Source organism: Streptomyces sp. NPDC049954 (assembly GCF_040656295.1).
Lineage (GTDB): Bacteria > Actinomycetota > Actinomycetes > Streptomycetales > Streptomycetaceae > Streptomyces.
This window is the reverse complement of record NZ_JBFALS010000003.1, coordinates 608715-634460: the sequence shown is the minus strand read 5'-3', so window position 1 is coordinate 634460 and position 25746 is coordinate 608715. Positions and strand designations below refer to the sequence as shown.

Below are 25746 nucleotides of genomic sequence, written 5' to 3'. Positions count from 1 at the left end.
TGCGCCGCCCGTCCGTGAGCAGGCCCCGCAGGTAGACCTGCCCCCACCGACGCTGGTCGTTCCTCGCAAACGGCTCGAAAACCTCCGCCGCGAAGCCCTCCAACTCACCACGCACAGCAGCAATCTCGTCCGGAGTCACACCCCCCTCAACGCAACACCACCCAAAAGGACACGCTCACCTACAACCGACCTGACCAGGCCCTACTAGCCGGCCGAACCCGGCCCCCGCTCGGTACCGGACGCCACGGAGGCCGTCGCCCCCGTGTCCTTCACCAGGTCGGGTCGCGCTCCCGGCGCGGGCCGTACCGGATCGCCCGGCCCCTCGGGGGCTGCCGCGCTCCCGCCCGCGCCGCCGACCGCGAGCCCCGCTCCCGTACCCGCGCGGATCGTTCTGGCCCGGGGCCCGGCGAGCAGGTGGACGAGGGCGAAGCCGAGGCCCACGGCGGCGGCGCCGCCCACCGCGTCCAGGACCCAGTGGTTCCCGGTCGCCACGATCGCCGAGACGGTGAACAACGGGTGCAGGAGGCCGAGGGCCTTCATCCACCACTTGGGCGCGAGGATCGCGATGACCAGGCCGCACCACAGCGACCAGCCGAAGTGCAGCGAGGGCATCGCCGCGTACTGGTTCGTCACGGCCGTGAGCGCGCCGTAGTCCGGCTGGCTGAAGTCCTGCACCCCGTGGACGGTGTCGATGAACCCGAGGTCGGGCATGAGCCGGGGCGGGGCCAGCGGGAAGAGCCAGAAGCCGAGCAGTGCGAGCATCGTGGCGAAGCCCAGCGCGCTGCGCGCCCACCGGTACTCGGCGGGCCGGCGCACGTAGAGCACACCGAGCACGGTCAGCGGGACCACGAAGTGGAAGGACTCGTAGTAGAAGTTGAAGAAGTTCTCCAGCCACGACACCTTCACGACCGCGTGGTTGGCCCAGTGCTCTATGTCGATGTGCAGGAACTTCTCGATGGAGTGGACGATCTCGCCGTGGTGCTCCGCGGTCGGCCGCCCGCCCCGGGCCGCCTTGCGGACCTCCGAGTACGCGGAGTAGGCGACGCGGATCAGCAGCAGTTCCAGCAGCAGGTTGGGGCGGCGCAGGACCCAGCGCCACGCGGGCACCAGCGGCACCTTGGAGAAGCGCGAGGGCCGGCGGGGCGCGTACGCGGTCGGCTCCGGGTGCGCGTAGGCCGGTGCGGACACGCTCAGGAAGGGCACGACGCAGGCCGCCGCGAGGGCCGCGACGAGGATGACGTTCTGGGTGACCGGGTCCAGGCTGGTCATGTTGGGGAGCAGGACCTTGGGCGACAGGGACATCGCGAGGACCACGGCGACGGGCCACACGTAGCGGTCCGCCGCCCGCTTCCCGACCCGGCCGATCACCGTCAGCAGGACCCACAGCATCTGGTGCTGCCAGGACGTGGGCGACACCGCGACGGCGACGCACCCCGTGACGCCCACCGCGAGCAGCACCTGTCCGTCGAGGGCGTACCGCACCGCGCGCCGCAGCCCGAGCACGACGACCGCGGCGGCCAGCACCAGGAACAGCGCGATCTCCAGCGGTCCGTGCAGCCCGAAGCGCAGCAGCGCACCGTGCAGGGACTGGTTGGCCAGGGAGTCCCCGCTGCCGAGGCCGACCCCGGCGAGGTGGTGCACCCAGTACGTCCACGAGTCGTGCGGCATGACGATCCACGCCACGGCCGTGGAGGCGGCGAAGGTCACCACACTGGAGACGGCCGCCCTGCGCCGCCCGGTGAGCCACAGGAGCGGGGCGAACAGGAGCATGGTCGGCTGGAACGCGGCGCCCAGCCCCACGAACAGTCCGGCCGCGCGTTCCCCGCGCGTCGCGAAGCAGCCGATCACGACGAGCAGGACGGGCAGGACGCTGAGCTGACCGAGGTGCAGCGCGTTGCGCACCGGCAGCGAGACCATGAACAGGCAGATCGCGGCCGGCGCGACGAGCAGCGAACTGCGTCGCGGGGCGGCGGACTGCGGCACGGCGCGCGCGACGAGCAGGCCGAGGGCGACGACGAGCAGCAGGCTGCCGAAGGTCCAGGCGACTCCCAGGGCGTCCTGCGCGGACTCCCTGAGCGGCTTCAGGACGAGGCCGTAGAAGGGGGTGCCGGTGAACTTGCCCGTGTCGTAGAGGGAGCCGGAGACGTGCAGCACTCCCTCGGGCCCGATCCAGGTCTCCAGGTCGGTGAGCCGGTCCCCCGGAGGCAGCCGCAGCACCGCGGCGACCTGCCGCACGAGCAGGGCGGCGACCACCGCCCACGACAGGATGCCCAGCACGCGCAGCCGTTTCCCGGTCTCCGCGGCCCTTCCTGGACCGAAGGGGCCGCCCGCTCCACCATGTTCCGCATTCGCCACGTCCTGCGGCCTCCCGCCCCGTCCGTCATCCATTTCCGGTCCGCCCCGGCTTGTAGAGGCTCGCACTACCCCTGGACCCAGACGCAGCCAACCCCCTGTTCGCCTCATAGCCGCTTCTCTTTCGTCCAACTGTTGACCGCCCGTTGACCTGAACTTGGCCGGATTGCGACGGGAACAGCTGACTCAGCCACCCCTTCGGTACCCGAAACCCCCGGATACGTGAAGGAACGCCCCCAGTTGCCCGGCTCATGGGCGGAGAAAGCCTAGCCGCAGACGCCGCTCACGCCGTCGGCCCGCCCACTGGGCAACAGAGTGGTCACTCTACGTGACGCCGCTGACAGTCCGCTCACCGGGACGCGGGAGCAGCCCTGGCCGGACAGCACCGGGAAGGCGCCGGCCCGGCCCCTGCGGCCGGAAACCGCCGGACGACACCGGCCGGAGCCGAACGGCGGGACCGGTGCGGCTCCGCCCCGGAAGCACCCGGCAGGCACCTCGCAGACCGGCCACCCCTGCTAGGTTCCCTTTCGGAACTAACCAGTCCCCCCGGATTCGACGAAGGATTCCGCACCATGTCTGAGCAGCTCTGGACCGAGGTCGACACCTACTTCACCGACCGGCTCTCCCTCGCGGACGAGACCCTCACCGACGCCCTCGCGGCGAGCGACGAGGCCGGCCTGCCCGCCATCAACGTGGCCGCCAACCAGGGCAAACTCCTTCAGCTCCTGGCCGAGATCCAGGGCGCCCGCCGCATCCTGGAGATCGGCACGCTGGGCGGCTACAGCACCATCTGGCTGGCCCGCGCCCTCCCGGCGGACGGCAGCCTGGTCACCCTGGAGTACGCGCCGGAGCACGCCGCGGTGGCCCGCGCCAACCTGGACCGCGCGGGCTTCGCCGAGAACGTGGACATCCGGGTGGGCCCGGCCCTCGACAGCCTGGCCCGGCTCGCGGCGGAGGGCACGGAGCCCTTCGACTTCGTGTTCATCGACGCGGACAAGGTGAACAACGCGAACTACCTCGCCTGGGCCCTCGACCACACGCGGCCGGGCAGTGTCGTCGTGGTCGACAACGTGGTGCGCTCGGGCGCCGTGCAGGACGCGCAGAGCACCGATCCGAGCGTCATCGGCACCCGCGCCGCCCTCGACCTCCTCGCCTCCGAACCCCGCCTCAGCGCCACCGCCGTGCAGACCGTCGGCGCCAAGGGCTACGACGGCTTCGCCCTGGCCCGCGTCCTCGCCTGACCGGCACCCGGCACCCGGCCCATGTCGCCTCACCGTCCCGGGCCGCTGCTCCGAAGCCCTCTCCGTGCCTCCTTCCGGGAGGGAGAATGGGGCGGACGAGGCGACGACGGACGACGGGAGAACACCGGATGACCGAGCGCAAACCGCCCGGGCTCGACTTCGAGTCGTGGGTCGACCGGCAGTTCAGGGAGGCCGAGGAGCGCGGCGACTTCGCGGCCCTCGCCGGCCGCGGCAAGCCCCTGCCGGACGAGTCCCCCCGCTACGACGAACTGTGGTGGGTCAAGCAGAAGATGGCCCGCGAGGGACTCTCCCACCTGCCGCCCTCCCTGGTCCTGCGCAAGGAGGCCGAGGACACCCTGGCGGCCGCCGCCGAGGCTCCCACGGAGGAACAGGCACGCCGCCTGGTGGCCGCGCTGAACCAGAAGATCTCCGCCGCGCTGCGGGCTCCGCTGGAGGGCCCGCCGCTCGGCCTGGTCCCGTACGACGTGGACGCGCTCGCGGCCGAGTGGCGGGCCTCCCACGGCGGTTGATCCCGGACACCTCCCCGGCCCGTCGCCGGTACCCCCGCCCGGGACCGGTGGCGGGCAGGGCAGGATGGACGGCATGAGCATCGTCAAGATCAACGTCCTGTCCGTGCCAGCCGAGCGCCGCGAGGTCCTGGAGCAGCGTTTCGCCGCCCGCGCGGGCGCCGTCGAGAACTCCGACGGCTTCGAGCACTTCGAACTGCTGCGGCCCGTCGAGGGCACCGACCAGTACCTCGTCTACACCCGCTGGCGCGACGAGGAGTCCTTCCAGGCCTGGATGAAGGGCCCGATGCAGGCCGCCCACCAGGGCAACGACCGGCAGGGCGGTGCGCCGGACGGGGCGGGCGCGCAGGGCGGGGAGAGGCCCCGGCCGGCCTCCTCGGACGCCACGCTCTGGTCCTTCGACGTCGTCCAGCAGGCGGGCCCCGCGCAGTAGTCCGGCGTTCCGCGCCACGGCGTCTGGCGACAGGACGGGCCCGCACGTGAGAAGGGGCGGTACGACGGGGTCCCACCCGTCGTACCGCCCCTCCTCGGCTTGTGGGGCCCGCGTCGGCCGTCCTGCCTCGGAGCCCCGGCGCGGAACCGGTTCAGAGGCCGAGCAGGCGCTCGGTCGTCTCGCGGTACTCGCGCAGGGCGAGCCGCAGCCGCTCGGTGTCGCTCGCTCCGCCGGCCACGCCCGGTCCGCCCGTGGCGCCTTCGGCCGGCGTCCTGCGCGCCGAACCGCCGGGCGCGGGGGACGTGCCGGTCGCACCCGGGCCGTCGGTGACCGGCGCCATGGTGGCGGTGTCACCGTCGTGATGACGGTCCCGCGCCCCGAGACCGTCCCGGAGCCCGCCGCCCTTCGCACCCGCCGCACCGTCCCGACCAGCGGCCGGACCGGAACCCGGTACGGCGGAGCCCGGCGCGACGGAGTCCGTTCCAGCCGAGCCCGGCGCCGCGGACCCGTCCCAGGAGGCGCGCAGGTCGCCGCGCCGGTGGGACAGCGCCTCGGTGAGGCGGGCCACCGCGTCCTCAAGTATCCGGTCGGCCTCCTCGACGGCGGCGCGCGGAGAGTCCACGAACTCGTTCAGGGCCTGCTGGAGCCGCTGCCCCAACTGCTGGCGGACGTCTCCTGCGACGAAGCGCTCGTGTTCACCGGCGCCCCGGCCGTTGTGCCGCTCGTTCTCGCCGTACGCGGGGCGCTCGCGTCCCACGCCCCGCCCGGGCTGCTCCTCGTACTGCTCGCCGGGCACGTGCTCGTTCGTGTAAGCGGTCATGGCGATCAATTCCCCTTGAGGTCACGCGAATGGGACGGAGCCGTCTCGGCGGCGGGTGCGGGCGTCACGGGTTCCTGGCCCGGCGCCGGGGCCTGTGAGGCCGGGCCGGCTGCGGGCGGTGCTCCCGTCGCGGCGCCGGGCAGGGCGCCGTCGTGACGCCCGTCCCCCGCCGCCGTACGTCCGTGGTGGTGCCCCGTGGCGGCCCCGTTGGACACACCGGCGCCGACCAGTTCCTCGAAGAGGCCACGCGCCTCGACCATGGCCTCGCGCAGGTCCTCCGTGCTGGCGCCGGGGCCGGTCACGCCGGCCTCCTGGGCGCCGGTGGCGTGCTCGGAGCCGTGCGCAGCGGGCGTGGTGCCGCCGACGGCGACCGCGTCGTGCAGCTTGCGGTAGCTGTGGACGTGGTGCGGGTGGTGCACGGAGAGTGCCTCGACCCGCTCCGCGTGGCCGCTGCCCTCGGGGAAGCCCCGCGCGCCGGCCACTTCGTCGACCAGGTGCTCCGCCTCGGCGACGGCCTGCCGGGGCGCGTCGACGAACCGTTCCTGGACGCCGGTCCAGCGGGCCAGGTACTGCTCACGCGCCGCGGGGTCCAGCGGGCGTTCACGCAGCGAACCGTGGCGCCGGACGCGCTCGGCCAGTTCCTGCTCGGCGGCCTTCACGTCTCCGTTGTGGTGGGCGACGGTTCGTTCGTACTCGGGGCCGAAGCGTCGCCGCAGCGAGCCTCCGCCTTCTTTGCCCCGTTTCGCGAAGACGAGGGCGCCGACGGCGAGTGCGACGACGACCACGACCAGTACGACGATCAAGGCGGTGGACATGTGTGCCCTCCCGGTGGATGTGAATCGCGGGAACAGGTGTGTCCCGCCCGGCACTCCGGGTTACCCCGTCCGGCGAGTCAAAACCGTTCGCGTACGGTTCCGGCCGCCGGGTCAAAAGAGCTGGCGCACGGTTCCGGCCGCGGGCAGGATCGCCGGATGACCCCGTGGACCGTCGCCCGTGAACCCTTCGACTCGCCCGTGGCCCTGGACCTGTGGCGCGCCTACTACACCGAGGTGTCCGACCGCTGGTTCCTCCTGCACGAGGGGCGCCGCACGCCGCCGCCGGAGCTGGAGCGGGGCCTGGCGGCGGAGACCGGGTCGGAACTGGCGCCCCCGCACGGGGCCTTGCTCGTCGCGTGGTACGGGGGTGAGGCGGTCGGCTGTGCCGGGGTGCGGCCCGCGCCGGAGGTCAGCGGGGAGTACGAGGGGGCGTACGGACTGACCCGCGTGTACCTGCGGCCCGGCCACCGAGGCAAGGGGGGCGCCGCGCTCCTGCTCGCCGCGGTGGAGGACACCGCTCGCTCCCTCGGCGCCCGCCGGCTGGTCCTCGACACCCGGCACGACCTGACCGAGGCCCGCGCCCTGTACGCGCGGCACGGCTACACCGAGACGGGTCCCCTGTACCGCCACCAGTACGCGGAACACTGGTTCCACAAGGCCCTCGACGCGCCCGGACGAGGTCACGGGGCCCTTCCCGGGGCCCGCCCCGAAGGGCTTTCCGCCGCGGGCTGACCAGCCCTGGCGGCCTGCGGCGAGGCTCCCGGGGCCGCGCTGTCGCGGGCCCTGCGGGAGCGGCCGCAGGGCCCCGGTCGCCGGGCGCGCGGCCACACGGGGCCGCGACCGTCGGCATAATCACCTGAGTTCGTCTCGGGGAGGGACTCACAAGGTGAGCGGACAGACATGTCCTGAATGTGGCAGACCCCGCGCGGCCGGGAAGCGTTCCCCGGCCGCCGGAACCGCGCGCTGCGACTGCGCGGAGCGCACCGCCGAGGCGATCCGGGAGACCCGCTCGGGAGAGCTGGCGGAGGCGGAGGCGTTCAGCCCGCTGCGCATCCGCCCCTACGTCACGCTCGCCGGGGAGGCGCAGGACACGGAGGAGGGCGCCACGGGAGGCGCTGCCGGGACAACCGCCGCCGACACGGAGGGCTCGTCCCACCATCAGACCCACGGCGGCCCGCTGTCCGACGCGGCGACCGCACCTCTGCCGCGCGTCCCGGCGGGGACTGCCGCCTCAGGCGCGGCAACGACCGGACCGGCCCCCGGCCCGGCGGCGGACCCCGGCGACGTACCGTCAGGCTCTCCAGGCCCTCCAGGACACGAAGAGCGGCGGACGGGCCCGCCAGGCCACGGAAGGCGGCGGACGGTGGTGGCGGTCGCCGCCGGTCTCGTCCTCGCGGCGGGCACCCTGGTCGCGGTGTCCGTCGCGGGCGGTTCCCCGTCCGACGAGGCACCTGCCACCGCGCGTGAGGCCGCGGCACCCCCGGGCTCCCGCTCCCCCGCCCCGGGGGACTCGGCCGGAAGCAGCGGCGGCAACGCTCCGGGCAGCGCGCGGGAGGGACGGTCGAGTACGTCCCCGTCCGCGTCCTCCTCGGCGTCCGCCCCGTCCTCGGCGGCGTCCCCGTCCTCTTCCGCATCCGCCGACGCCTCCGGTGGGGCCGGCGAGGGCCCGTCCTCGACGCCGGGGGACACGGCCTCCCTGCCCGCGCCACCGCCCGGCGCTCCGTCCGCCTCCGCTCCCCCGCAGAGCTCACAGCCCGCCCCTCCGGGCCTGGCGGCCGACCCGGCCGTCCTGCGCCGGGGCGACGAGGGCCCCGAGGTGGAGGAACTCCAGCGCCGTCTGCAACTGGTCCACCTCTACCCGGGCAAGCCGAACGGCCGCTTCGACTCACGGCTGGAGCAGACCCTCACCGCGTACCAGTGGACCCGGGGCGCGACGGACGAGCGCGGAGTCTACGGCCCCGACACCCGGACCAAACTCGAAGGGGAGACCTCACAGCTCCAGTGACCCGTGGTGGGTGACCCGTGGTGGGGGGTGACCCGTGGGCGTCGGGCGTAACGGCTGGCGGGCGTCGGGCGCGTGGCACTCCGGGACGTGGGCGTAAGCCGGATGGAGTGGGGCGCTGGGCCTGGGGCCGCTCAGGGGACGGGCAGGGCCGAGCGAAGGGGCCGTTCAGAAGGCGGGGAGGGCCGGCAAAAGAGGCCGTCCAAGACGGCTCGGGGGGCCGGCGAAAGAGGCCGTTCAGGAGGCGCGGAGGCCGTCCGTGTTCGTCATGATCCGGAAGGTTCCGTCCCCGCGCGCGCCGTCGTGCCGCACCCGCACGCCGACGAGGTCCGGCACGTGGACCGTGGGACCGAAGCGGGCGGCGCGCGGCCCTACCCCGACCACTCGCATACCTGCTGCCCGTCCGGCCTCGATGCCCGCCTCGGAGTCCTCGAAGACCACGCAGTCCTCCGGGGCGACGCCGAGCCCCGCCGCGCCCTTGAGGAAACCCTCGGGGTCGGGCTTGCTCGCGCTCACGTCCTCCGCCGTGACGCGCACGCGGGGCATCGGCAGCCCCGCCGCTTCCATACGGGTGCGGGCCAGGTTGGTGTTCGCCGAGGTCACGAGCGCGTGCGGGACCCCGGCGAGCCCGGCGAGGAACGCCGCGGCACCCGCGATCTCGACGACCCCGTCGGTGTCGGCGATCTCCTCCGCGAGCATGAGCCGGTTGTCCTCAAGGTTCTGCTCCATGGGCCGCTCCGGCAGCAGGACCGCCATGGTGGCGTACCCCTGACGTCCGTGCACGACCTGCAGCACCTCGTCCGCGTCCAGCCCCTGACGCAGGGACCACCGCCGCCAGCAACGCTCCACCACGGCGTCCGAGTTGACGAGGGTCCCGTCCATGTCCAACAGGACGGCCCGCGCACCGAGTTCGAAAGTCATCGACAGCTCCCGCACCGAACAAAACAAGTGGCCCCGCCCACCGGTCAGGGAATGCGGACGGGAACCACTTTGTTTCGCCACGATACAAAACAGAGCCCGAAAAAGCCAGCCGCCACCCGAACGGGACGAACCGACGGACGTGACGGACTGACGCGGACGCGGGCGCCGACGCGGGCGCGAACGCCGACGCGGACGGGACGCGACGGACGCGCGCACGGCCCCACCAGGGTGCCCGGGCGGGCCGGGGCCGTGAGCCCGCCGCTCCGGCCGTCCACTCCGGTCGTCCACTCCGGCCACCCGCTCCGGTCACCCTCAGACAAGGCCTCAGGCAACGGCCTCAGACAGAGCCCTCAGACCACGGCCTCGACGAGGCTCAGCGCACCGAGAACGAGCATCACGATCACCGCCGCCTTGGTGACCAGCCCCAGCGGCACCTTCCGCATCAGCGTGCGCCCGCCGAGGACGCCCAGGGCCCCGACGGCCCACAGCGCGAGCACCGCGCCAGTACCCACTGCCAGCGGCTCCCCGTAGCGGGCGGCGAGGTTGGCCGTCAGGACCTGGGTGAGGTCGCCGAACTCGGCGGCGAGGATCAGCGTGAAACCGGCCCCCGCCACCTTCCAGAAGTTCTGCCCGCCGGGCTCCCGCGCCTCGGCCGCCGCCTGCTCATCGGGCTTCTGGAGCAGCAGCATCGCGGCCCCGCACAGGAAGAGAACACCGGTCAGCGCCCGCAGAATGCGGTGCGGAAGCAGGGTCAGCACACTGCCCGCGGCGATCGCGAGGACGACATGGGCCAGGAAGGCGGCCGCCATCCCCGCGTAGACGTACGAGGCCCGGTACCGCGTCCCGAGGACGATCCCGGCGAGCGCGGTCTTGTCCGGCAGCTCGGCGAGGAAGATCACCCCGAAGGTCAGCGCGGTCACGCTGAGGCTGAACACGGCTCCACGCCCTCCAAGGATCTCCGGGCTTCCGTCGGAACCCTCCGCACGTCTCGCGCGAGCCCCCACCCGGCCCCGGCCGCCCACATCCACCTGAACGTCTCGGCGCCGAGGGTCACCGGCCCGGCGAGACCGGCAACAGCCCCGGCCAGGTTTCACACCCGCGCCACCTCGCGCCCGCGACGCACCATCGTACGCACCGCCTCCCGCCCGGACGACGGCGAGAACCCGAGAACCCGCGGCCGCGGTCAAGGTCCCCGCACACCGCCACTCCTGAGCCCTCCGAGGCCCGGCCGCAAGCCCCGGCGGACATCCTTCACGCCACCCCCCCACCCCTTCACGCAACAGCCCGCTCCTCACGCCCCGTACTCAACACCCGCACGCCCGCGCACCCTTGACGTCCCCTCACTCCCCTTGATGTGACGTGCGCATGACGCCACGCTGTTACCTGGTGCCCACCCCCCGGAAACCCGGGAGCGCCAGGATGGCCGCGCCTCACGGTCGCACCCCCACACACGAGGAGTCCCCATGCACGCTATGTCCGGCACCCCCGCCAGCCCTCGGATCTACGCGCGTCGAGACGAGGACGCACGCCCCAGCCGCCGTCTCTCCCTCCGCCGCAGGCTCGGCGTGCTCGGCGCCCTGACCGCGACGGTCGCCGCCGCCTCCCTGCTCACCGGCCCTCCCGCCCAGGCGGCTCCCCCGACCCCCGTCTCCGCGTCCACCGCCCGCGGGTATCTCTCCGACCTGACAGTCGCCGCCGAGGGCTCCGCCAGCGGCTACAGCCGGGACAAGTTCCCGCACTGGATCACCCAGTCCGGCGCCTGCGACACCCGCGAGGTCGTGCTGAAACGTGACGGCACCAACGTGGCGCAGAACTCCAGCTGCGCCGCCACCTCGGGCACCTGGAAATCCGCCTACGACGGTGCGACCTGGACGCAGGCCTCCGATCTCGACATCGACCACGTCGTCCCGCTCGCCGAGGCCTGGCGCTCCGGAGCCAGCGGCTGGACCACCGCCGAGCGTCAGCAACTCGCCAACGACCTGACCCGTCCGCAGCTCATCGCGGTCACCGACAACGTCAACCAGTCCAAGGGCGACAAGGACCCGGCGAAGTGGATGCCCCCGCTCTCCTCGTACACCTGTCTGTACGCCCGTATGTGGGTACACGTGAAGCACTACTACGACCTCACGGTCGACTCGGCGGAGAAGAGCGCCCTCCAGTCGGCGCTGAGCGGTTGCTGAGGCGGCGCTGAGCGGTTGCCGACGCGGCGCTGAGCGGTTGCCGACGCGGCCCCGCCCCGCCCGGACAGCCCCCGCACGTCTTGGGCCCCGGCGCGGGGCGGAACCCCGCGGCCTCTCCCCGTCGTCCCCTACCGTGCGGACCCGACGAGGAGAGGACCATCACATGGCAGGGCTGCGCCTGGGACCACTGCTGAGGTACGTGGACGACACCTCGGCCACGGTCTGGGTGGAGACCGACCGGCCGTGCGCCGTCCACGTGGAGTGCACGGCCGGTCCGCACGGTGCGGCGGACACCTTCCGAATAGCCGGGCACCACTACGCCCTGGTAGTGGTGGAGGGGCTGCCCCCGGGCACGGAGACGCAGTACCGGGTCACCCTCGACGACAGCCGTCACCTCCCCACGGCACCCAGGGCCCGCTCCGCAGAAGCCGGAGAGGAGAGGGAGGGCCGGGACCGTCCGGACCACGGACATCAGCGCTTCGGCCGGAGTCCGCGCGGGGCCCACCCGGACGGGAACCCTCGCCTGGTCTGGCCCGAGCCGGACTCGCCCTTCCCGCCCTCCGTCATCCGCACACTGCCCGCCGTCCGCACTGTTTCCGCCCTGCCCACCGTCCCCGAGGGCCCCACCGTCTCCGAGGGCCCCACCGTCTCCGAGAGCCCCACCGTCTCCGGCGCGCCCCGCTCCGACGGCACGGACGCCTCGGCGGCCGAGGCGGCGCCCCTCGAACCGGAGTTGTCCGCATCCCGGGCCCTGACCGCGCGCACGACGGCCGGGCCCCGCCCCGTTCCCCAGTCCACGGGCACCGGCCCGGCCCCGCTCCACATCTCCTTCGGCTCCTGCCGCTGGGCCGCACCGCCGCCCGACGAGAAGGACCCGGTCGGCCCGGACGCCCTCGACACCCTCGCGGGCCGACTGGCCAGGCACCCGCAGGAGACGCGCCCGGACCTCCTGGTCCTGCTCGGCGACCAGATCTACGCCGACGAGACCTCCGACGCCACCCGGGCCTGGCTCGCGACCCGACGCGATCTCGAACAGGCCCCGGGCAGCCAGGTGGCCGACTACGAGGAGTACACCCGTCTCTACGACGAGTCCTGGCTCGACCCCGAGATCCGGTGGCTGCTGTCCACCGTGCCCAGTTGCATGATCTTCGACGACCACGACGTGATCGACGACTGGAACACCAGCGCCTCCTGGGTCGCCGAGATGCGCGCGACCCCGTGGTGGAACGAACGCATCGTCAGCGGCCTCATGTCGTACTGGGTGTATCAGCACCTCGGCAACCTCAGCCCGGCCCAACTCGCCGCGAACCCGCTCTACGCCGCTGTGCGCGGACAAGCCACCACAGAGCGCCCGCCCGGCGACGACGGCACCGAGACCGGCACAGGAGCCGCCCGTCAGCCGGCGCCGGACGCCGAACGCGAGACCGACGCGCAGTCGGCGCCGGGAGCGGAGGCACCTACGGGCAGGATTCCCGGCCCCCGGGTCGGGCCCGGCGCCGAGAGCCGCGCCGACGCCCACCACGGCGCGACCGCCGATCACCGGCAGCGCACCCCGCACGCCCCGCGCGAGGAACACGACGGCACCGAAGCCCTGCGCTCCTTCGCGGCCGAGGCCGACGCCGACCCGCTCAGCACCCGGTGGAGCTACCGCCGGGATCTCGGCAGGGTCCGCCTGCTGATGATCGACTCGCGCGCCGCCCGGGTTCTCGACGAGGACCACCGCTCCCTCCTCGACCCCGAGGAGGCCCGCTGGATGCGGACGCAGGTACTGGAGGCCCCCGGCTCCTACGACCACCTGCTGATCGGCACCTCGCTGCCCTGGCTGCTGCCGCACCTCATCCACGACCTGGAGGCATGGAACGCCGCCATGTGCCGGGGCGAACGCGGCACCCGGTGGGCGGGGCGCGGCGAGTACCTGCGGCGCCGCAGCGACCTGGAGCACTGGGCGGCCTTCCCCACCTCCTTCGACGGACTCGCCGCTCTCCTCCGGGAGGCGGGCAGCGGTCCCGACGCCCCCGCCACCATCAACGTGCTCTCCGGTGACGTCCACCACGCCTACACCGCCAAGGCCGGCTGGGACACCCCCGCCCCGCCCACGGCACAGGTCCACCAGCTGACCTGTTCGCCCGTCCACAACACCGTGCCGACCGCCATCAAGCTCGGCTTCCGTTTCGGCTGGAGCGGCGCCGGACGGGCACTCGGCCGCCGCCTCACCCGGCACGGGCGAGTCGCCCCCGCCCCCGTCGGCTGGGAGCGCACCGGCGGCCCCTGGTTCGGCAACCAGCTCATGACCCTGCGCCTCCAGGGCCGTGACTGCTCCCTCGCCCTGGACCGGGCCGAACCCGGTCCCGAGGACGGCGCCGCCCGCCTGGTGCGCGTCACCATTACCCGGCTCAGCGCTTCCTGAGCCCAGGCCGCAACCGCGGTCCCGGGCGCGGCTCGATCCCCGTCCCGGCGTCGTCGCGTCGTGGGGAACCGCGTGCCCGCGGCCCCCCCCACGACGCCGAGGTCACTGGCCCCGGAACGGAACCGTGAAGCAGGCGACCCGTTCGCCCGCCCCACCCGGTGCCTCGTGCAGCACCACGGACCGCGCCTCACCCGGCCGGAAGTGCCAGGTGTGCCGGGCCTTCGCCGTCCCCGCGCCCCGGTCGTCCGTCCGGAGGTCCAACCAGACCTCGTTGCGTTCATTGGCGTAGGCGGCGTCCTTGGAGGGCTGCTCGGGGTCGCGTCTGTTCTGGTAGTGACCGCCCGCCGCTGCAGGGTCCGCGGCGCAGGTCCCGGTGTGGACGTGCGCCCCGAAGCCGTGGCCGGCCGCCAGCCCCGCGACCCGCAGGATGACGGTGGTGCCGCGACCGTCCGTCCGCTGCTCCACGTCCACGCCCGCCCCCGAGGGCACCAACGAGGTGTCGTACGTGAACGCCCTCCCCCTCCCGGCCTGGGCGCCCTGCTTCCCCGGCTCCGCGAATCGTGACACCACGCGCAGCGCGTGGCTCCCGTCGGGTCCGACCGTGCCGGCGTCTTCCGTACCCGTCGAACCGGCTGGGGCGCCGGCGCCTCCTCCCCGCGCGAGAGGAACCGGACGCAACAGCGCGGCCGAGGACGCCCCGGACGTTCCGTTCGCACCGGGTCTGATGCCCTCCCTCGTACTCGTTCCCGCACCGCCCGACAGCACCGGCCGAGGACGAGGACGCAGTTCCGGCCCCGCGTCGGCGCTTTCCACCAGACCGCCCGCCGGCCGGTCAGCCACCCTCGGACCGCCCACGTCGGCCGCGACGGCCACCGGACCCGTGACACCGCCCGCCACCAGCACGACCGCGGCCGCAGCCCCGGCGAGCACTCCTGACACCATGTTCCAGCTCCTCGCTCTGATCCCGTTGGGTACCGCACGTCAATCCGTTCGTACGGGAGACCGGGCCGGGCCGCCGCTCCGACGCGGCAGGCGGGTGAACGTGACAAAGCGAACACATGAGCCCCCTGCGAGAAATTCAAGCGATCCTTCGGCGTACGCTGACTGGCTGGTATCCGACCGCCCTTGCCGCTCCCCTGCGACACCGCGGCGCTGTTCATGACCGGGGAGATTCGGTGTTCGAAAGTCTGGGGCCGCTGACCGGCAGCCCGTGGATTTATGCCGTGGTCGCCGTCTCCGTCGTGTTCGACGTCTTTCTCCCCGTGCTGCCCAGCGGCGTCCTGGTGATCATGGCAGCGACGGCCGCGGCGGCGACGAGCACCGGATCCGCGCACGTCCACCAGGTCCCCGACGTCCTCGCTCTCGCGCTGAGCGCCGCCTCAGCCTCCGTCCTCGGTGATCTCGTCGCCTACCGGCTCGCCTGGCACGGCGGCGCCAGGCTCGACCGGGCCATCGCGAAGTCCCGACGGCTCACGACCGCGCAGGAGCGCCTGGGCTGGGCCCTGTCCCGGGGCGGCGGGGTGCTCGTGGTGGTTGCCCGCTTCGCACCCGCCGGACGCTCCGTCGTCTCCCTCGGCGCCGGGGCCGCCCACCGCCGGGTACGCGAGTTTCTGCCCTGGTCCGCCGTGGCGGGAGTGGCGTGGGCGGCCTACAGCGTGGCCCTCGGGTACTTCGGCGGCCAGTGGCTCGGCGCCACCTGGCTCGGTACCGCGGTGTCCCTGCTCGCACTGTTCGGCGCCGGCGCGGGAGCGGCGTTCATGATGCGCCGCCCGAGCCCCACTTCCTGACGCTTCCCGCCCCGATCCCCGGCCGTCAGCCCCCGGACCGCCCGGCCGCGCCCCGTATCTCCAGCCCGTCGAGCAGTTCACGCGTGGCCCGGGCGATCTCGTCGACCGCCCGGTCGAACACTTCCTGGTTGTGCGCCGCGGGCGCACGGAACCCCGACACCTTCCGCACGTACTGCAGTGCGGCGGCGCGGACGTCGTCGTCGGTGGCCCGCTCGGGCAGAGCCGGCGGGCGGAGGGTCTTGATACTCCGGCACATGTCTCCAGTGTGGACCAGCAAGCCCCGCTTGGCGATCACACGTTCGAATGAATGTGGTGGCCGCCCCGCGGGGATCTCCTCCATCGCCGCACCCTCCTGAATCTCCACCTAGCCGCCGCGCCACGCCGCGTTCGCTTCGAAAATTCGAACAGGCGTACTATTCGCGTGTGGCTGAGACCTACGACTTTCCCGACGACCTCCGCTCCGGTCAGGAGGAACTGCACCAGGTGCGGGCGGAGCTGCTCGACCTGCTCAGACGACTTCCCTGGTCCGTTACGCCGCTCGACGCTTTCAGCGACGACAACGGCTGGCGGAAAGTGGAGCGTCCGGCCTCCCCCGGCTGGACCACGGAGGACCAGGCCCTGGTCGAGAAGCTGCGCGCCAGAGAGTTCGAACTCACCGTCCTCGTGACCTCCCACCCGTTCTGGCGGAAGGTCGCGCCGACCGAGGTCGTATCGGCCCGGATGCGCCTGAAGCACTCCTCCGCCGGCCCGGAGGACGTCCGCCCCGACGAAGCCGAGGGGTGATCGGGCAGGACGAGTGCCGTGCCGTGCCGACGCCGCGAGGGGCACGGGGCCAAGGGAAGACGCGGGGTCACGGGATGCGCCACGCCACGGGCTGATGACGGCGCCAGCGGCGGATGGCTGCGCCGACGTGACTACGTCAAGGCGTGACGGCGTGAGGACGCGGGTGCATGCGGAAGGTGACGGCGTGACGGCGCAGGATGATGCATGCGGAAGGTGACGGCGCGGAAGCACGAGGGTGCGGGCACGGCCGAGGGGCGAGCCCCGGGGCGGTCGACCGAGAGGTAAGCCCTTGGACGGACGTCCGAGATCTCGGCGGGCAACACGAAGGCCCCCGGCCGAAACGACTGAGGGCCTCTCGCTCAGTGATTCCTCACGGAAACCACTGTCCTTCTCCCGGTGGGCGCGGACGGTTTCGAACCGCCGACATTTGCCTTGTAAGGGCAACGCTCTACCCCTGAGCTACGCGCCCGGGACGAGTCGACAGCCTACATGGCCCCCGCCGCTCCCTGGCAAACACCCGACCCGGCGCACACCACCCCCCGACCGGCCTCTCTTCCCTGCCCGCCCACCCTCTCCTCCGCACGTCACGGCACCTCCGCGAAGCTCGCAGAGCCGCCCCCGAGGAAGTCCCTCGACGGACGCCCTGCCGAAGGTCACGGTCGGATCGCGAACCATCGGGCCCGTGTGTTCGTTCTTAACGGGTGGGAGAATGGCAGCCGGACACGCGATGACAGCACTGGAGAGGGATACGTGACGGCGACATCCACGCAGCCGTGCACACCGACCGCGCAGCGCCCGCCCAGGCGTGCGTGGACGACTCCTTTCCGCGAAACACTGGCTCTCGCCCTCCTCCCCCTGCCGCTGATTCCCGTGGTGCTCTCCGCCGTTCCCGCGGCCTTCGCCGGCGGAGGCACACGCCGTTGGTTCGGGGGCCGCAGCGAGAGCCAGCGGGCGGAGGCGCAAGCCGCGAAGGACGCCGCAGCGGCCGCCTTCTACGAGCTGGACACCGCACAGCGGGATCTCCGGATCTCGATAGAGACCATCGGCGCGGTCGACGACTCGCCTGCCGGCCGCCGTGCGGCCACGGACTTCGCCGCCCTCGGTCTCCGCATCGACGAAGCCAGCGGTCAGTACATCAACGCGGTCGACGCCCACGACCTCGACCGTGACGACCTCGACTCCTCCACGGCCATACGCGCCCAGCAGGAACTGTCCCGCGCCAAGGACGAACTGCAGAAGGTCAAGGCGGACCTCGACCGCTTCTCGGAGAGCCTCGGCCCACTGCTCGGCAAGGCCGAGACCCAGCTGGCCCGACTGGCCCCCGCCGTCGAACGGGCCCGCCAGTCCCTTCTCGCCGCGACCGCCGCGCTCGACGCCGCGCGCGCCGCCGGGCTGCGAGCCGACGATCTCGCCGGACGTCTCGCCGCCCTCGGCCCCGAGCTGACCAAACTCAACCAGGGCGCCGGCCGCCACGGCGTCGCGGAGACGCTGCAACGCGCGGACCGCGTGCTGCGTGACGCAGAGACCATACGCACCGAAGCGGAGCGACTCCCCGAGCGCGCGGCCGATATCGACCGCCGCCTGGTCTCGCTGCGCACCCGCGCCCAGGCGCTCACCACACGGTCGTCTCAGGTCGAACCCGTCCTGAGCGAGTTGCGCAGGCGATTCACCGCCGCGTGCTGGCAGGACCTCCAGCACGTTCCCGAACAGGCCCACGCAAGCCTCCGGCAGGCCGGGGAGAAACTGAAGGAGGCCAAGCAGGCCAGGGAAGAGCAGCGCTGGCCCGACGCGACCGGCAGCCTGGGCACCGTCCGCGCCCTTCTCAACTCCACCGACGAAGCGATCTCCGCCGCAGGCGAGCGCCTCCAGCAGCTCAACTCCGTGTCCAAAGACCCCCAGCAGGAGATCGAACGGACCCGCTTCGCCATCCGTGACGCCCAACGCCTCGCGATGGCCGGCCGCAGCACCCCCGACCCACGCCACGCCCGCCCCCTGGACGACTCGGTGGCCCGGCTCGACCGCGCGGTAGCGGACCTGGACGGCAGACACCCCGACTACTGGCACTTCCTCACCGAGACAGAGGCCGTGCGCCGCACCGTGGCCCGCGTCGTCAGCCAGATCCGCGAGGACCGCGGCGCCACCGGCTGACCCAACGACTCAGACCCACGACCGCCAGTGCCTGCTGCCTGCTGCCTGCTGCCTGCTGCCTGCTGCCTGCTGCCTGCTGCCTGCTGCCTGCTGCCTGCTGCTGAGGCGTACCGATGTGCGTGACTCGCCGCTCCTCACCGGCGACTGGTGCGGCATCAGGAGGGCCTTCTCCGTCGAGCGCCCCTCAGAGGCATTGGTCGGGGCGACGTGATGGTCCGAGAGGTGATGCCTCGGCGCATCGTGCTGCCCCACTCCTTGTGGCCGGCCTGGTCAGCGCCTCGGAGTGCGGAGTCGCACGGTCGCGAACAGCCTCGATGCGGTTCGGCCGGGAGCTGTTGGCCCAAAAGCCTGTCTCACACTCCCCTCGCCGCCCAGCGGTCGGTCTCGTCCCTGGGCGCCCGGACCGACAGAAGCTCGACAAAGCAACTCTCGGTCGCGTCAAGAGCCGGCTCAGGACAGACACCCACATCCGGGCCGTACAGGCCGGACATCCTCGGCTGACGCGGCTCCAGCGATCCCCAGCCGCAAGCGCCTCGTACCCCGCGGCTCCGGCTCCGGCAATCTTGCCTCCCCGTATGTCGCGCCCCGTGGGGGCCGACCCCTGCGCACGCTGGTCTGGCACCTATGCGGCGCCGCTGTACCCCTCTCCTCTCCCCTCTCTTCCTCCCTCGCTGCCTCTACGCTGTCCCCATGCCTCGATACGAGTACCGGTGCCGGTCCTGCGGTGACACCTTTGAACTCAGCCGCCCCATGTCCGAGTCCTCCTCTCCCGCCTCCTGCCCTGTGGGCCACGACGACACGGTCAAACTGCTGTCCACGGTGGCCGTGGGTGGCAGCTCCTCGTCCGCTCCCGCATCTGCGCCGGCGGGTGGGGGAGGCGGCTGCTGCGGTGGCGGCTGCTGCGGCTGACGCCGATTCCCCGCATCGTGTGGCCCGTGCGACCGGCGTCTCCGGTCGCACGCGGCCCGGTGCCGTTCTCCCGCTGAGGCCGTCCCACCCTCGTCGCTGAGACCAGCGGTCAGCCCCCGGCCTACGGTGCCCCCTCTCTCTTCTTCTCCTCCCCGTGACGACTCGGCGAAAGGGATCGTGGACCGCGGTGCGGCACGTATCCCGCACCGCACACCTCGCACCACACGCGTCAGCTTCCCAAGTAGCGGAGCACCGCCACCACGCGCCGCGAGTACCCAGTGGTGCCCGTGAGTTCCAGCTTGTCGAAGATCGCGTTGATGTGCTTCTCGACAGCGCTCAGCGAGATGTGCAACCGGTCGGCGATCGCCGGGTTCGTGTGGCCCTGCGCCATTTCGGCGAGGACGGCTCTTTCCCGTTCCGTGAGCCTCGCGAGCAGGTCGCCGTGGCTACCACTGCCCAGTAGCTGCCGTACGACTTCGGGGTCGAAAGCCGTCCGGCCGCCCGCCACACGTTCCAGCGCGTCAAGGAATTCGTCGATTTGCACCACGCGATCCTTGAGGAGGTATCCCACCCCTCCCGTGTCCCCCTTCATCAGCTCGGCGGCATACCGCCTCTCGACGTACTGCGAGAGCACCAACACGCCAACCGAAGGCCACCGTTCGCGAATCTCCATCGCGGCACGAAGCCCGTCGTCCGTGTGGCTGGGCGGCATGCGCACGTCGGCGATCACCACATCGGGCTGTTCCTTCTCCACTTCTTTCAGCAGCTCAGGAGCGCTGCCCACTGCTGCGAGCACGGTGTGACTCTCTTCGGCGAGGAGGCGTACGAGCCCCTCACGCAGCAGAGTCGAGTCCTCGGCGAGAATCAGTCGCACGGCACCTCCGCTGTGATGATGGTCGGCCCGCCGACGGGACTGCAGACATCGAGACTTCCGTCCAGGGCGGCCACCCGTTGCGCCAAGCCTATGAGTCCCCCGCCGTGGGGGTTCGCACCTCCCTTCCCGTTGTCCTCGACCGTGACCAGGAGTGCCATCCCCCTGTCACCGGCATCGGAACGGATGACGCGCGAAGGCTGTTCGTCGACTCTGACCCTGATCCTGTGGGCGGCGGAGTACTTGACCGCGTTGGTGACTGCCTCGGAGACGACGAAGTAGACGGCGGTCGCGACGGCTTGCGGGGGCTCGCCCCGGACGCGGCATTCCACACTGACCGGAATCGCCGCACGTTCCGCGACTGTCTCCAGGGCTGTGCGAAGACCGGATTCGTCCAGCGCCTGAGGGTAGACCCGCCAAGCGACCTCCCTGAGATCGACGAGCGCTTCCCTGCTCTCGGCGTGGGCCTGCATCAGTAACTCCCGCATGCGTTCCGGCTCCTCACTACGCAAAGCGCGGCCGACGAGTATGCCGAGAGCCACCAGACGTTGCTGCACTCCGTCATGCAGATCTCTCTCGATTCGCCGGCGCTCCTCATGGACGGCTTCGACCACACCTGCGCGGCTGCTGAAGAGCTGGTCGATACGGCGCTTCAGTTGCTCCTGTTGCCCCGGGCCCAGAAGCCTTCGCGCGAGCCTCTGTTCCAGGGTCTTCACGCCGATCAGCCCTTGCAGCGCCATGAACAGCAGGAGAAGGCCCAGCAGGCTGGTGCGGATCACGTCTCCTGGATAGCGCACATCGGTGAGAAACCAGATGTAGAGGAACAAGGTGCCGATCAGGAGGCCGGCGAACACCCCGACGAGTACAAAGGCACCGAGAATACCGAGTGGCCAACGAGCCGCGAGATAGGCGAATGCTCGGCCGTCCTCGTACATTCCGGCCGAAGGGGCCCGCATATAGAGGGAGAGCCTGATCCGCTCGACCTCGACGAGCCTGCGGGCGCCCGAGAACACCCGCGCGAGCAGGGCTCGTCTTCCGGACGGCCAGGTCTGCACCGCGAGGACGGCGCAGCCGGACAGCACGACAAAAGCCAGCTCGACGACGGCTGTGAACGACCCGAGCATGATTCCTGTGGCGAGACGGCGCCCGCCTCGTACGGCTGATCTCATGCCCGCACGCTAGCCGGGCACAAGCAACGAACACCCTGAGGCAGACCGCACTTTCACCCTGCGGTGCACCGCAAGTGAATCCTGCGGTGCACTTCAGTGCCTCTTCAGGTTCGGGTCTCTAGCGTGATGAACATGATCGAGAGCAGCGCACCGCAGTGGATCACCTCACTCATGGAAACACTGGGCGCTCCGGGGGCCGGTCTTGCCATCGCCCTGGAGAATCTGTTTCCTCCCCTACCCAGCGAAGTCATCCTGCCGCTGGCCGGCTTCGCGTCAAGCGCGGGAGAGATGCACTTGGCGGCCGTACTGGTGTGGACGACGGCCGGCTCCGTTCTCGGCGCGCTCGCGCTCTACGGCCTGGGAGCCTGGCTGGGGCGCGAGAGAACCGTGGCGGCAGCGGCGCGGCTTCCCCTCGTGAAGGTCGCCGATATCGAGCGTACGGAGGCTTGGTTCGCGCGGCACGGCACGAAGGCGGTACTCCTCGGCCGGATGATTCCCGTCTTCCGTAGCCTCATATCCATACCTGCCGGGATCGAGCGGATGCCGTTGCCGGTCTTCCTGTCCCTCACGACGCTCGGCAGCGCGCTGTGGAACACCCTCTTTGTTCTTGCTGGTTACAGCTTGGGCGAGAACTGGGAACAGGTCTCGGGCTACGTCTCGGCGTACTCGGCGGTGGTCCTCGTCGTGGCCGTCGCCACGGTGCTCGGTTTTATTCTCGTGCGGGTGCTGCGGCGCGGGCGCGGGAAGCGGCGTGGGCGAAGCGACGAAGGATCTCTTCCCCTGCGAGAACCCCGCTGGCCGCCAGGGGGGTCACCCGTGGAGCGTGCCAGTCCTGCTGTGCCAGCTCTCCGTGTCCCGGCCGCCAGGCCAGATCGGCGGCCTCCAGGAGGTCGGCGTCCAGAAGGGAGTCGCCGGCCGCGAGGGTGAGGCCCGCTCCGGTCCTCTCCGCGACCTCGCGCAGTGCCGCGCTCTTCGTGAGGGGGCGTGGGACGGCGTAGACCTTTCTGCCCTGGAGCGACACCGTCCAGCCGTGGGCGGCCGCCCAGTCGGACAGTTCCTCGGTCCAGCCGGTGGGAAGGCGATCGCGGTCCACCACGAGGTAGACGAACAATTCCTCGGCCACGCGTTCCTTGAGCAGCCAGTCGGGGTGGGTCCGGGAGAGGAGATGGCGACGTACCTCGTCCAGTGGAGCCGATTCCTCGATCAGCGCGGACCGCACCGTCCGCTGCCACCGCGGATCGCTCACACCGTCGACCAGTACATGACCGCCGTTGGCGCAGATCGCGTAGTGGGGTGACGGACCGGGGAGTTGGATGCGCGCGTACTGCTCGCGGGTGCGGGTCGTGGTGGGCACGAAGAAGGAGCTGCTGGCGAGTTCGGTGAGCAGGGTGGCCGCGGTCTCGGTCATGTAGGAGAGCGGCTGGTGCTGGTAGGTCTCGACGCACAAGAGGCGGGGAGCCTGTGCGTCGGGCATGCGGAGATCGAGGGCGGCCGCCGAGTAGATGAGTGTGCGGTCGAGGTCGCTGGCGATCAGGGTGGGCCTGGCCCCCGAAGCAGGCCGGACGGCCGTGGCTCCCGGTCCGGCACCCGCCGTACCCCTCGCCGGCGCCCGGGCCCCGCCCCGGTCTGCGAGGACAGCCTGGGTTGGTGACGCGTCAGGAGAATCAGGAGAAAGGGATGAGGAGTTCGCGGTGGTGGGCTCGTTGGAGGCGGAGGGGGCGGAGGTCACAGCGTGCTCACGGCCTTTCCGTCGGCCCCGGTGGCCCCGCGCGTGAAGCGGGGGTGGATGAGTCCGACGCAGCTGTAGGGGAGGTCGTCGACCTCTTCGACCGGTACGTCGCGCTGTTCCGCGAGCAACCGGATGTGGTCCAGATCGGCGCCGGCTCCGCGACGCGCGACAACCCGCCAGGGGACCCGGCGCAGCAGCACCCGTGTGGTCTCACCCACGCCCGGCTTGACGAGGTTGACGTCGTGGATGCCGTACTCCGTGCTGAGCCTTTCGACGGCGGCCCAGCCTTCCCAGGTGGGGGTCCGGTCGGTGGCGAGGAGGTTCACGACTCGTCGGTCGACCGCTCCGGTGGCCTCCGGGAAGCGCGCGGCGACTGTGTCGAGGAAGGCGCGGGAGACGTCGGCGGAGGCGAGATCGCGGTAGTACTTCGCCCCGTGGAAGTCGTGGGGGCCCACCAGGTCCGCACGCAGCACGGTGCGCGAGACGAGCCCGGAGACCGTGGAGTTGAGGCAGGCGGAAGGGATGAGGAAGTCCTCGCGGGTGCCGAAGGTACGGACGCAGGAGCCCGGGTCGGCGAGTACGGCGATCTCGGGGTTGAAATTCCCGAACGGGGCTATGGCCTCGGCGAGTTCACGGGTGATGGCGCCCTTGCCCGTCCAGCCGTCGACGAAGACGATGTCGGCGGGATCGTGGTGGGCGGCCAGCCAGCGCAGGGCGTTCGCGTCGATGCCGCGCCCCCGCACGATCGACACGGCGTAGTGGGGCAGGTCGAGGCCGTGCCGCTCCTGGGCCCAGCGCCGCATCAGGACGCCGACCGGGGTGCCGGCTCGTGCGAGCGACACCAGCACCGGACGGGCGGAACGCTCGGCGAGCACGGCCTCGGTGACGGTACCCACCGCTTCGGCGACGCGTCCGGCGGAGGAAGCGAGGGCCGACTGGTAGAGCTGCTGGTACGCGGGGCTCGGCTGGTACTCGACCGGGAGCGACTCGGCGTAGTGCGCGCCTCCGTTCTGCACGGCCTCCTCGCGCTCCTCCGTCGGCGCCTCGAGCGCGACGTCGGAAAGATCCTGGAGCAGCCAGCCCACGTCCTCAGGGGCGTAAGAGGAGAAGGCGGGGCCTCGGAGGGGCTCGGGCAGCATCAGTTGTCCACGTCCTGCGGGGTGGTCGGGAACATACGAGGGGATGACGGCCAGGCACACGCGCCCGGTGTGCCGGGCAAGCTCGGCCAGGAGCCCGTCAGGGGCGCGGAGTCCGGGGGTGTCGCCCGTGGAGTCGGTGACGACCACCACGGCGTCGAAGCCGGCGCCCGCCACGTTGTAGGCGTAACGGGGGCCCGGGCCGTCGGCGGGGGTGTCGTGCGCCGGGAACACGATGGCGGTGCGGATCGCGTAGCCGGGATCGTCCACGGCGAGGACGGGCGAGCGGGTGGTGGTGGAGAAGCAGACCTCCGCGTCCGTGCGGTCCTCCAGCGCGGAGGCGAGCCGCAGGGGCGCGTACATGAGTTCCTCGGTGCCGAGGACAAGAACGCGTCTCGCGTTACCAACGGCTTCGGCGAGCTGCCGCGCGAGCTTCGGGAGAGCCTTTTCGAGCCGGTCGCGATGGGCGGGGGTGAATCCGTGCCGGCCGCCGTCGGGGAGGCCGCGCGGCCAGTCGAGAGCGATCCGGAGGACACCCCCCTGGCGCGGCCCGCCCGAGTCGGCCCGCAAACCGTCCTCGTCCGCGTCCTCGCGGAGGCCCGGGCTTCGGGCCGGGGGGACGCGCCCCTCAGCCGTCCCGCTTCCCTGGGGCCCGAGGCCTGCGGCAGCCGCCCCGGCGGTGCGCGCCTCGTGCTCAAGGACGAGAGCCCGGCCGGCTTCGAGGACTCCGACGGGAAGCCGCACGGTTCCGGTCACCGCGGCCACGAGATCGACGCGGGCGCCCGTTTCGCGGGAGAACGCGTCGAGCCGGTCCCGGTCCTCCGGGGCGCGCATGTCGGTGAGCGCCACGATCACGTAGTGGGCGCGGGGCCGCAGGGCGTGCAGGGCGCGAATGGTGTTGAGCACGGTGGTGCCGGTGGAGAACTCGTCGTCGACCAGGACCAGCGGCCCCGGCTCCGTGGCCTCACTGCTGTCCGTTGCCGAGCCGTCGGCGGCGCTCGCACCGATGGCGGGCGCACCGTGGTGGCTCCCGAAGAGCAGCGCCGTGTCTTCGGGCAGGAGCAGATGCGTGGTGGCGTGCGAGTGGGACTCCTCGAAGCCGGCGGCCCGTGGAACACCCGGGACGGGGCGACGGGTGGAGTGGAGATAGGGGGCCCTGACCAGGCCGTCGGCGACGCAGTGGCCGAGCCCGGTGGCCGTTTCCGCGTAGCCGAGGACGGTGGCGCGGTCCGCCTCCGGGCCGAGGAGAGCACGGACCCGTTCGCCGAGCGCGAGGCCGTGGGCCCGTATCACCCGGGGCGACTGGGGGACGTGCTTGCCGAGGACATGGGAGACCAGCAAGTGGGCGCGTTTGGGGTTGCGGCGCAGGGCGAGTCCCAGCAGGTCCTTGATCCCCGTGTCACCGGTGATCTCCACTCCGAGTCGCTCGGCGACCCATGTCCCGGTCCACACCACGTCGTTCGTCTCTTTCCTGGTTGTCCGCCGTCGCTTCTGCTCCGGCGGCGGTCCTGCTCGG

At 72.0% G+C, this 25746-nt stretch carries 22 protein-coding genes, 1 tRNA gene and 2 pseudogenes; 12 read left to right on the top strand and 13 right to left on the bottom strand.

Going from position 1 to position 25746, the window contains the following annotated elements:
* Both AB0J21_RS09240 and AB0J21_RS09235 read right to left on the bottom strand, forming a co-directional pair.
* Positions 1-139, bottom strand: a pseudogene (locus AB0J21_RS09240) (IS701 family transposase); the annotation flags it as partial.
* A 65-nt stretch (positions 140-204) separates the two neighbouring features.
* The gene (locus AB0J21_RS09235) at positions 205-2388 is read right to left on the bottom strand and encodes a bifunctional glycosyltransferase 87/phosphatase PAP2 family protein (RefSeq protein ID WP_363145198.1); all 2184 of its coding nucleotides are present in this window, start codon (positions 2386-2388) and stop codon (positions 205-207) included.
* 536 nt (positions 2389-2924) lie between these two features.
* Between AB0J21_RS09235 and AB0J21_RS09230 the strand changes: the two genes are divergently transcribed.
* From AB0J21_RS09230 to AB0J21_RS09220, 3 genes are all read left to right on the top strand, one after another.
* A complete protein-coding gene (locus AB0J21_RS09230) occupies positions 2925-3593 on the top strand; it encodes an O-methyltransferase (protein ID WP_363145197.1) in 669 nt (222 codons plus the stop codon).
* Between the two features lie 128 nt (positions 3594-3721).
* Complete coding sequence (locus AB0J21_RS09225; RefSeq protein ID WP_363145196.1) at positions 3722-4123, top strand: DUF1992 domain-containing protein; 402 nt, start codon at positions 3722-3724, stop codon at positions 4121-4123.
* Positions 4124-4196: 73 nt separating this feature from the next.
* Entirely contained in the window at positions 4197-4553 is a 357-nt protein-coding gene (locus AB0J21_RS09220; protein ID WP_363145195.1) for an antibiotic biosynthesis monooxygenase, read from the top strand.
* Between the two features lie 151 nt (positions 4554-4704).
* Here the strand turns inward: AB0J21_RS09220 and AB0J21_RS09215 are convergent, their stop codons facing one another.
* Positions 4705-5373, bottom strand: a complete 669-nt coding sequence (locus tag AB0J21_RS09215; protein WP_363145194.1) for a hypothetical protein — start codon at positions 5371-5373, stop codon at positions 4705-4707.
* Between the two features lie 5 nt (positions 5374-5378).
* A complete protein-coding gene (locus tag AB0J21_RS09210; protein ID WP_363145193.1) occupies positions 5379-6188 on the bottom strand; it encodes a hypothetical protein in 810 nt (269 codons plus the stop codon).
* 156 nt (positions 6189-6344) lie between these two features.
* On the opposite strand from AB0J21_RS09210, the gene AB0J21_RS09205 reads away from it, so the two are divergent.
* Both AB0J21_RS09205 and AB0J21_RS09200 read left to right on the top strand, forming a co-directional pair.
* Entirely contained in the window at positions 6345-6920 is a 576-nt protein-coding gene (locus AB0J21_RS09205) for a GNAT family N-acetyltransferase (RefSeq protein WP_363145192.1), read from the top strand.
* Between the two features lie 631 nt (positions 6921-7551).
* Positions 7552-8193 carry a peptidoglycan-binding domain-containing protein gene (locus AB0J21_RS09200; protein ID WP_363145191.1) on the top strand — a complete coding sequence of 214 codons (642 nt, stop codon included), beginning with the start codon at positions 7552-7554 and terminating at the stop codon, positions 8191-8193.
* Positions 8194-8427: 234 nt separating this feature from the next.
* Here the strand turns inward: AB0J21_RS09200 and AB0J21_RS09195 are convergent, their stop codons facing one another.
* Entirely contained in the window at positions 8428-9111 is a 684-nt protein-coding gene (locus AB0J21_RS09195) for an HAD-IA family hydrolase (protein WP_363145190.1), read from the bottom strand.
* 350 nt (positions 9112-9461) lie between these two features.
* Positions 9462-10046: a TMEM165/GDT1 family protein gene (locus tag AB0J21_RS09190; protein WP_363145189.1), complete on the bottom strand. Its 585-nt coding sequence runs from the start codon at positions 10044-10046 to the stop codon at positions 9462-9464.
* 528 nt (positions 10047-10574) lie between these two features.
* On the opposite strand from AB0J21_RS09190, the gene AB0J21_RS09185 reads away from it, so the two are divergent.
* Entirely contained in the window at positions 10575-11291 is a 717-nt protein-coding gene (locus tag AB0J21_RS09185; RefSeq protein WP_363145188.1) for an HNH endonuclease family protein, read from the top strand.
* A gap of 163 nt (positions 11292-11454) precedes the next feature.
* Positions 11455-13698 carry an alkaline phosphatase D family protein gene (locus tag AB0J21_RS09180; RefSeq protein ID WP_363145187.1) on the top strand — a complete coding sequence of 748 codons (2244 nt, stop codon included), beginning with the start codon at positions 11455-11457 and terminating at the stop codon, positions 13696-13698.
* 102 nt (positions 13699-13800) lie between these two features.
* Here AB0J21_RS09180 and AB0J21_RS09175 read toward each other — a convergent pair whose 3' ends face one another.
* Complete coding sequence (locus AB0J21_RS09175) at positions 13801-14268, bottom strand: superoxide dismutase family protein (RefSeq protein ID WP_363145185.1); 468 nt, start codon at positions 14266-14268, stop codon at positions 13801-13803.
* A 605-nt stretch (positions 14269-14873) separates the two neighbouring features.
* Here AB0J21_RS09175 and AB0J21_RS09170 point away from each other — a divergent pair.
* Positions 14874-15485, top strand: coding sequence for a VTT domain-containing protein (locus tag AB0J21_RS09170; RefSeq protein ID WP_363145184.1), 612 nt, complete (start codon positions 14874-14876; stop codon positions 15483-15485).
* 25 nt (positions 15486-15510) lie between these two features.
* On the opposite strand, the gene AB0J21_RS09165 is transcribed toward AB0J21_RS09170, so the two are convergent.
* A complete protein-coding gene (locus AB0J21_RS09165; RefSeq protein ID WP_363145183.1) occupies positions 15511-15741 on the bottom strand; it encodes a DUF2277 domain-containing protein in 231 nt (76 codons plus the stop codon).
* Positions 15742-15908: 167 nt separating this feature from the next.
* On the opposite strand from AB0J21_RS09165, the gene AB0J21_RS09160 reads away from it, so the two are divergent.
* Positions 15909-16268, top strand: coding sequence for a hypothetical protein (locus tag AB0J21_RS09160; RefSeq protein ID WP_363145182.1), 360 nt, complete (start codon positions 15909-15911; stop codon positions 16266-16268).
* A gap of 397 nt (positions 16269-16665) precedes the next feature.
* On the opposite strand, the gene AB0J21_RS09155 is transcribed toward AB0J21_RS09160, so the two are convergent.
* A tRNA-Val gene (locus tag AB0J21_RS09155) sits at positions 16666-16737 on the bottom strand.
* Positions 16738-17018: 281 nt separating this feature from the next.
* Between AB0J21_RS09155 and AB0J21_RS09150 the strand changes: the two genes are divergently transcribed.
* Positions 17019-18416, top strand: a complete 1398-nt coding sequence (locus tag AB0J21_RS09150) for a hypothetical protein (protein ID WP_363145181.1) — start codon at positions 17019-17021, stop codon at positions 18414-18416.
* Between the two features lie 690 nt (positions 18417-19106).
* Positions 19107-19325, top strand: coding sequence for a zinc ribbon domain-containing protein (locus AB0J21_RS09145; RefSeq protein ID WP_363145180.1), 219 nt, complete (start codon positions 19107-19109; stop codon positions 19323-19325).
* Between the two features lie 229 nt (positions 19326-19554).
* Here AB0J21_RS09145 and AB0J21_RS09140 read toward each other — a convergent pair whose 3' ends face one another.
* On the bottom strand, positions 19555-20199 hold the full coding sequence (locus tag AB0J21_RS09140; RefSeq protein WP_363145179.1) for a response regulator transcription factor: 645 nt from the start codon (positions 20197-20199) through the stop codon (positions 19555-19557).
* Positions 20190-21320, bottom strand: a complete 1131-nt coding sequence (locus AB0J21_RS09135; protein WP_363145178.1) for a histidine kinase — start codon at positions 21318-21320, stop codon at positions 20190-20192. Before AB0J21_RS09135 ends, AB0J21_RS09140 begins: the two co-directional genes overlap by 10 nt.
* Positions 21321-21491: 171 nt before the next feature.
* On the opposite strand from AB0J21_RS09135, the pseudogene AB0J21_RS09130 reads away from it, so the two are divergent.
* Positions 21492-21974: pseudogene (locus AB0J21_RS09130) on the top strand (DedA family protein); the annotation flags it as partial.
* A 100-nt stretch (positions 21975-22074) separates the two neighbouring features.
* Here the strand turns inward: AB0J21_RS09130 and AB0J21_RS09125 are convergent.
* Positions 22075-22839: an HAD family hydrolase gene (locus AB0J21_RS09125; RefSeq protein ID WP_363145177.1), complete on the bottom strand. Its 765-nt coding sequence runs from the start codon at positions 22837-22839 to the stop codon at positions 22075-22077.
* A gap of 251 nt (positions 22840-23090) precedes the next feature.
* Positions 23091-25685: a phosphoribosyltransferase gene (locus AB0J21_RS09120; RefSeq protein ID WP_363145176.1), complete on the bottom strand. Its 2595-nt coding sequence runs from the start codon at positions 25683-25685 to the stop codon at positions 23091-23093.
* Between the last annotated feature and the right edge of the window lie 61 nt (positions 25686-25746).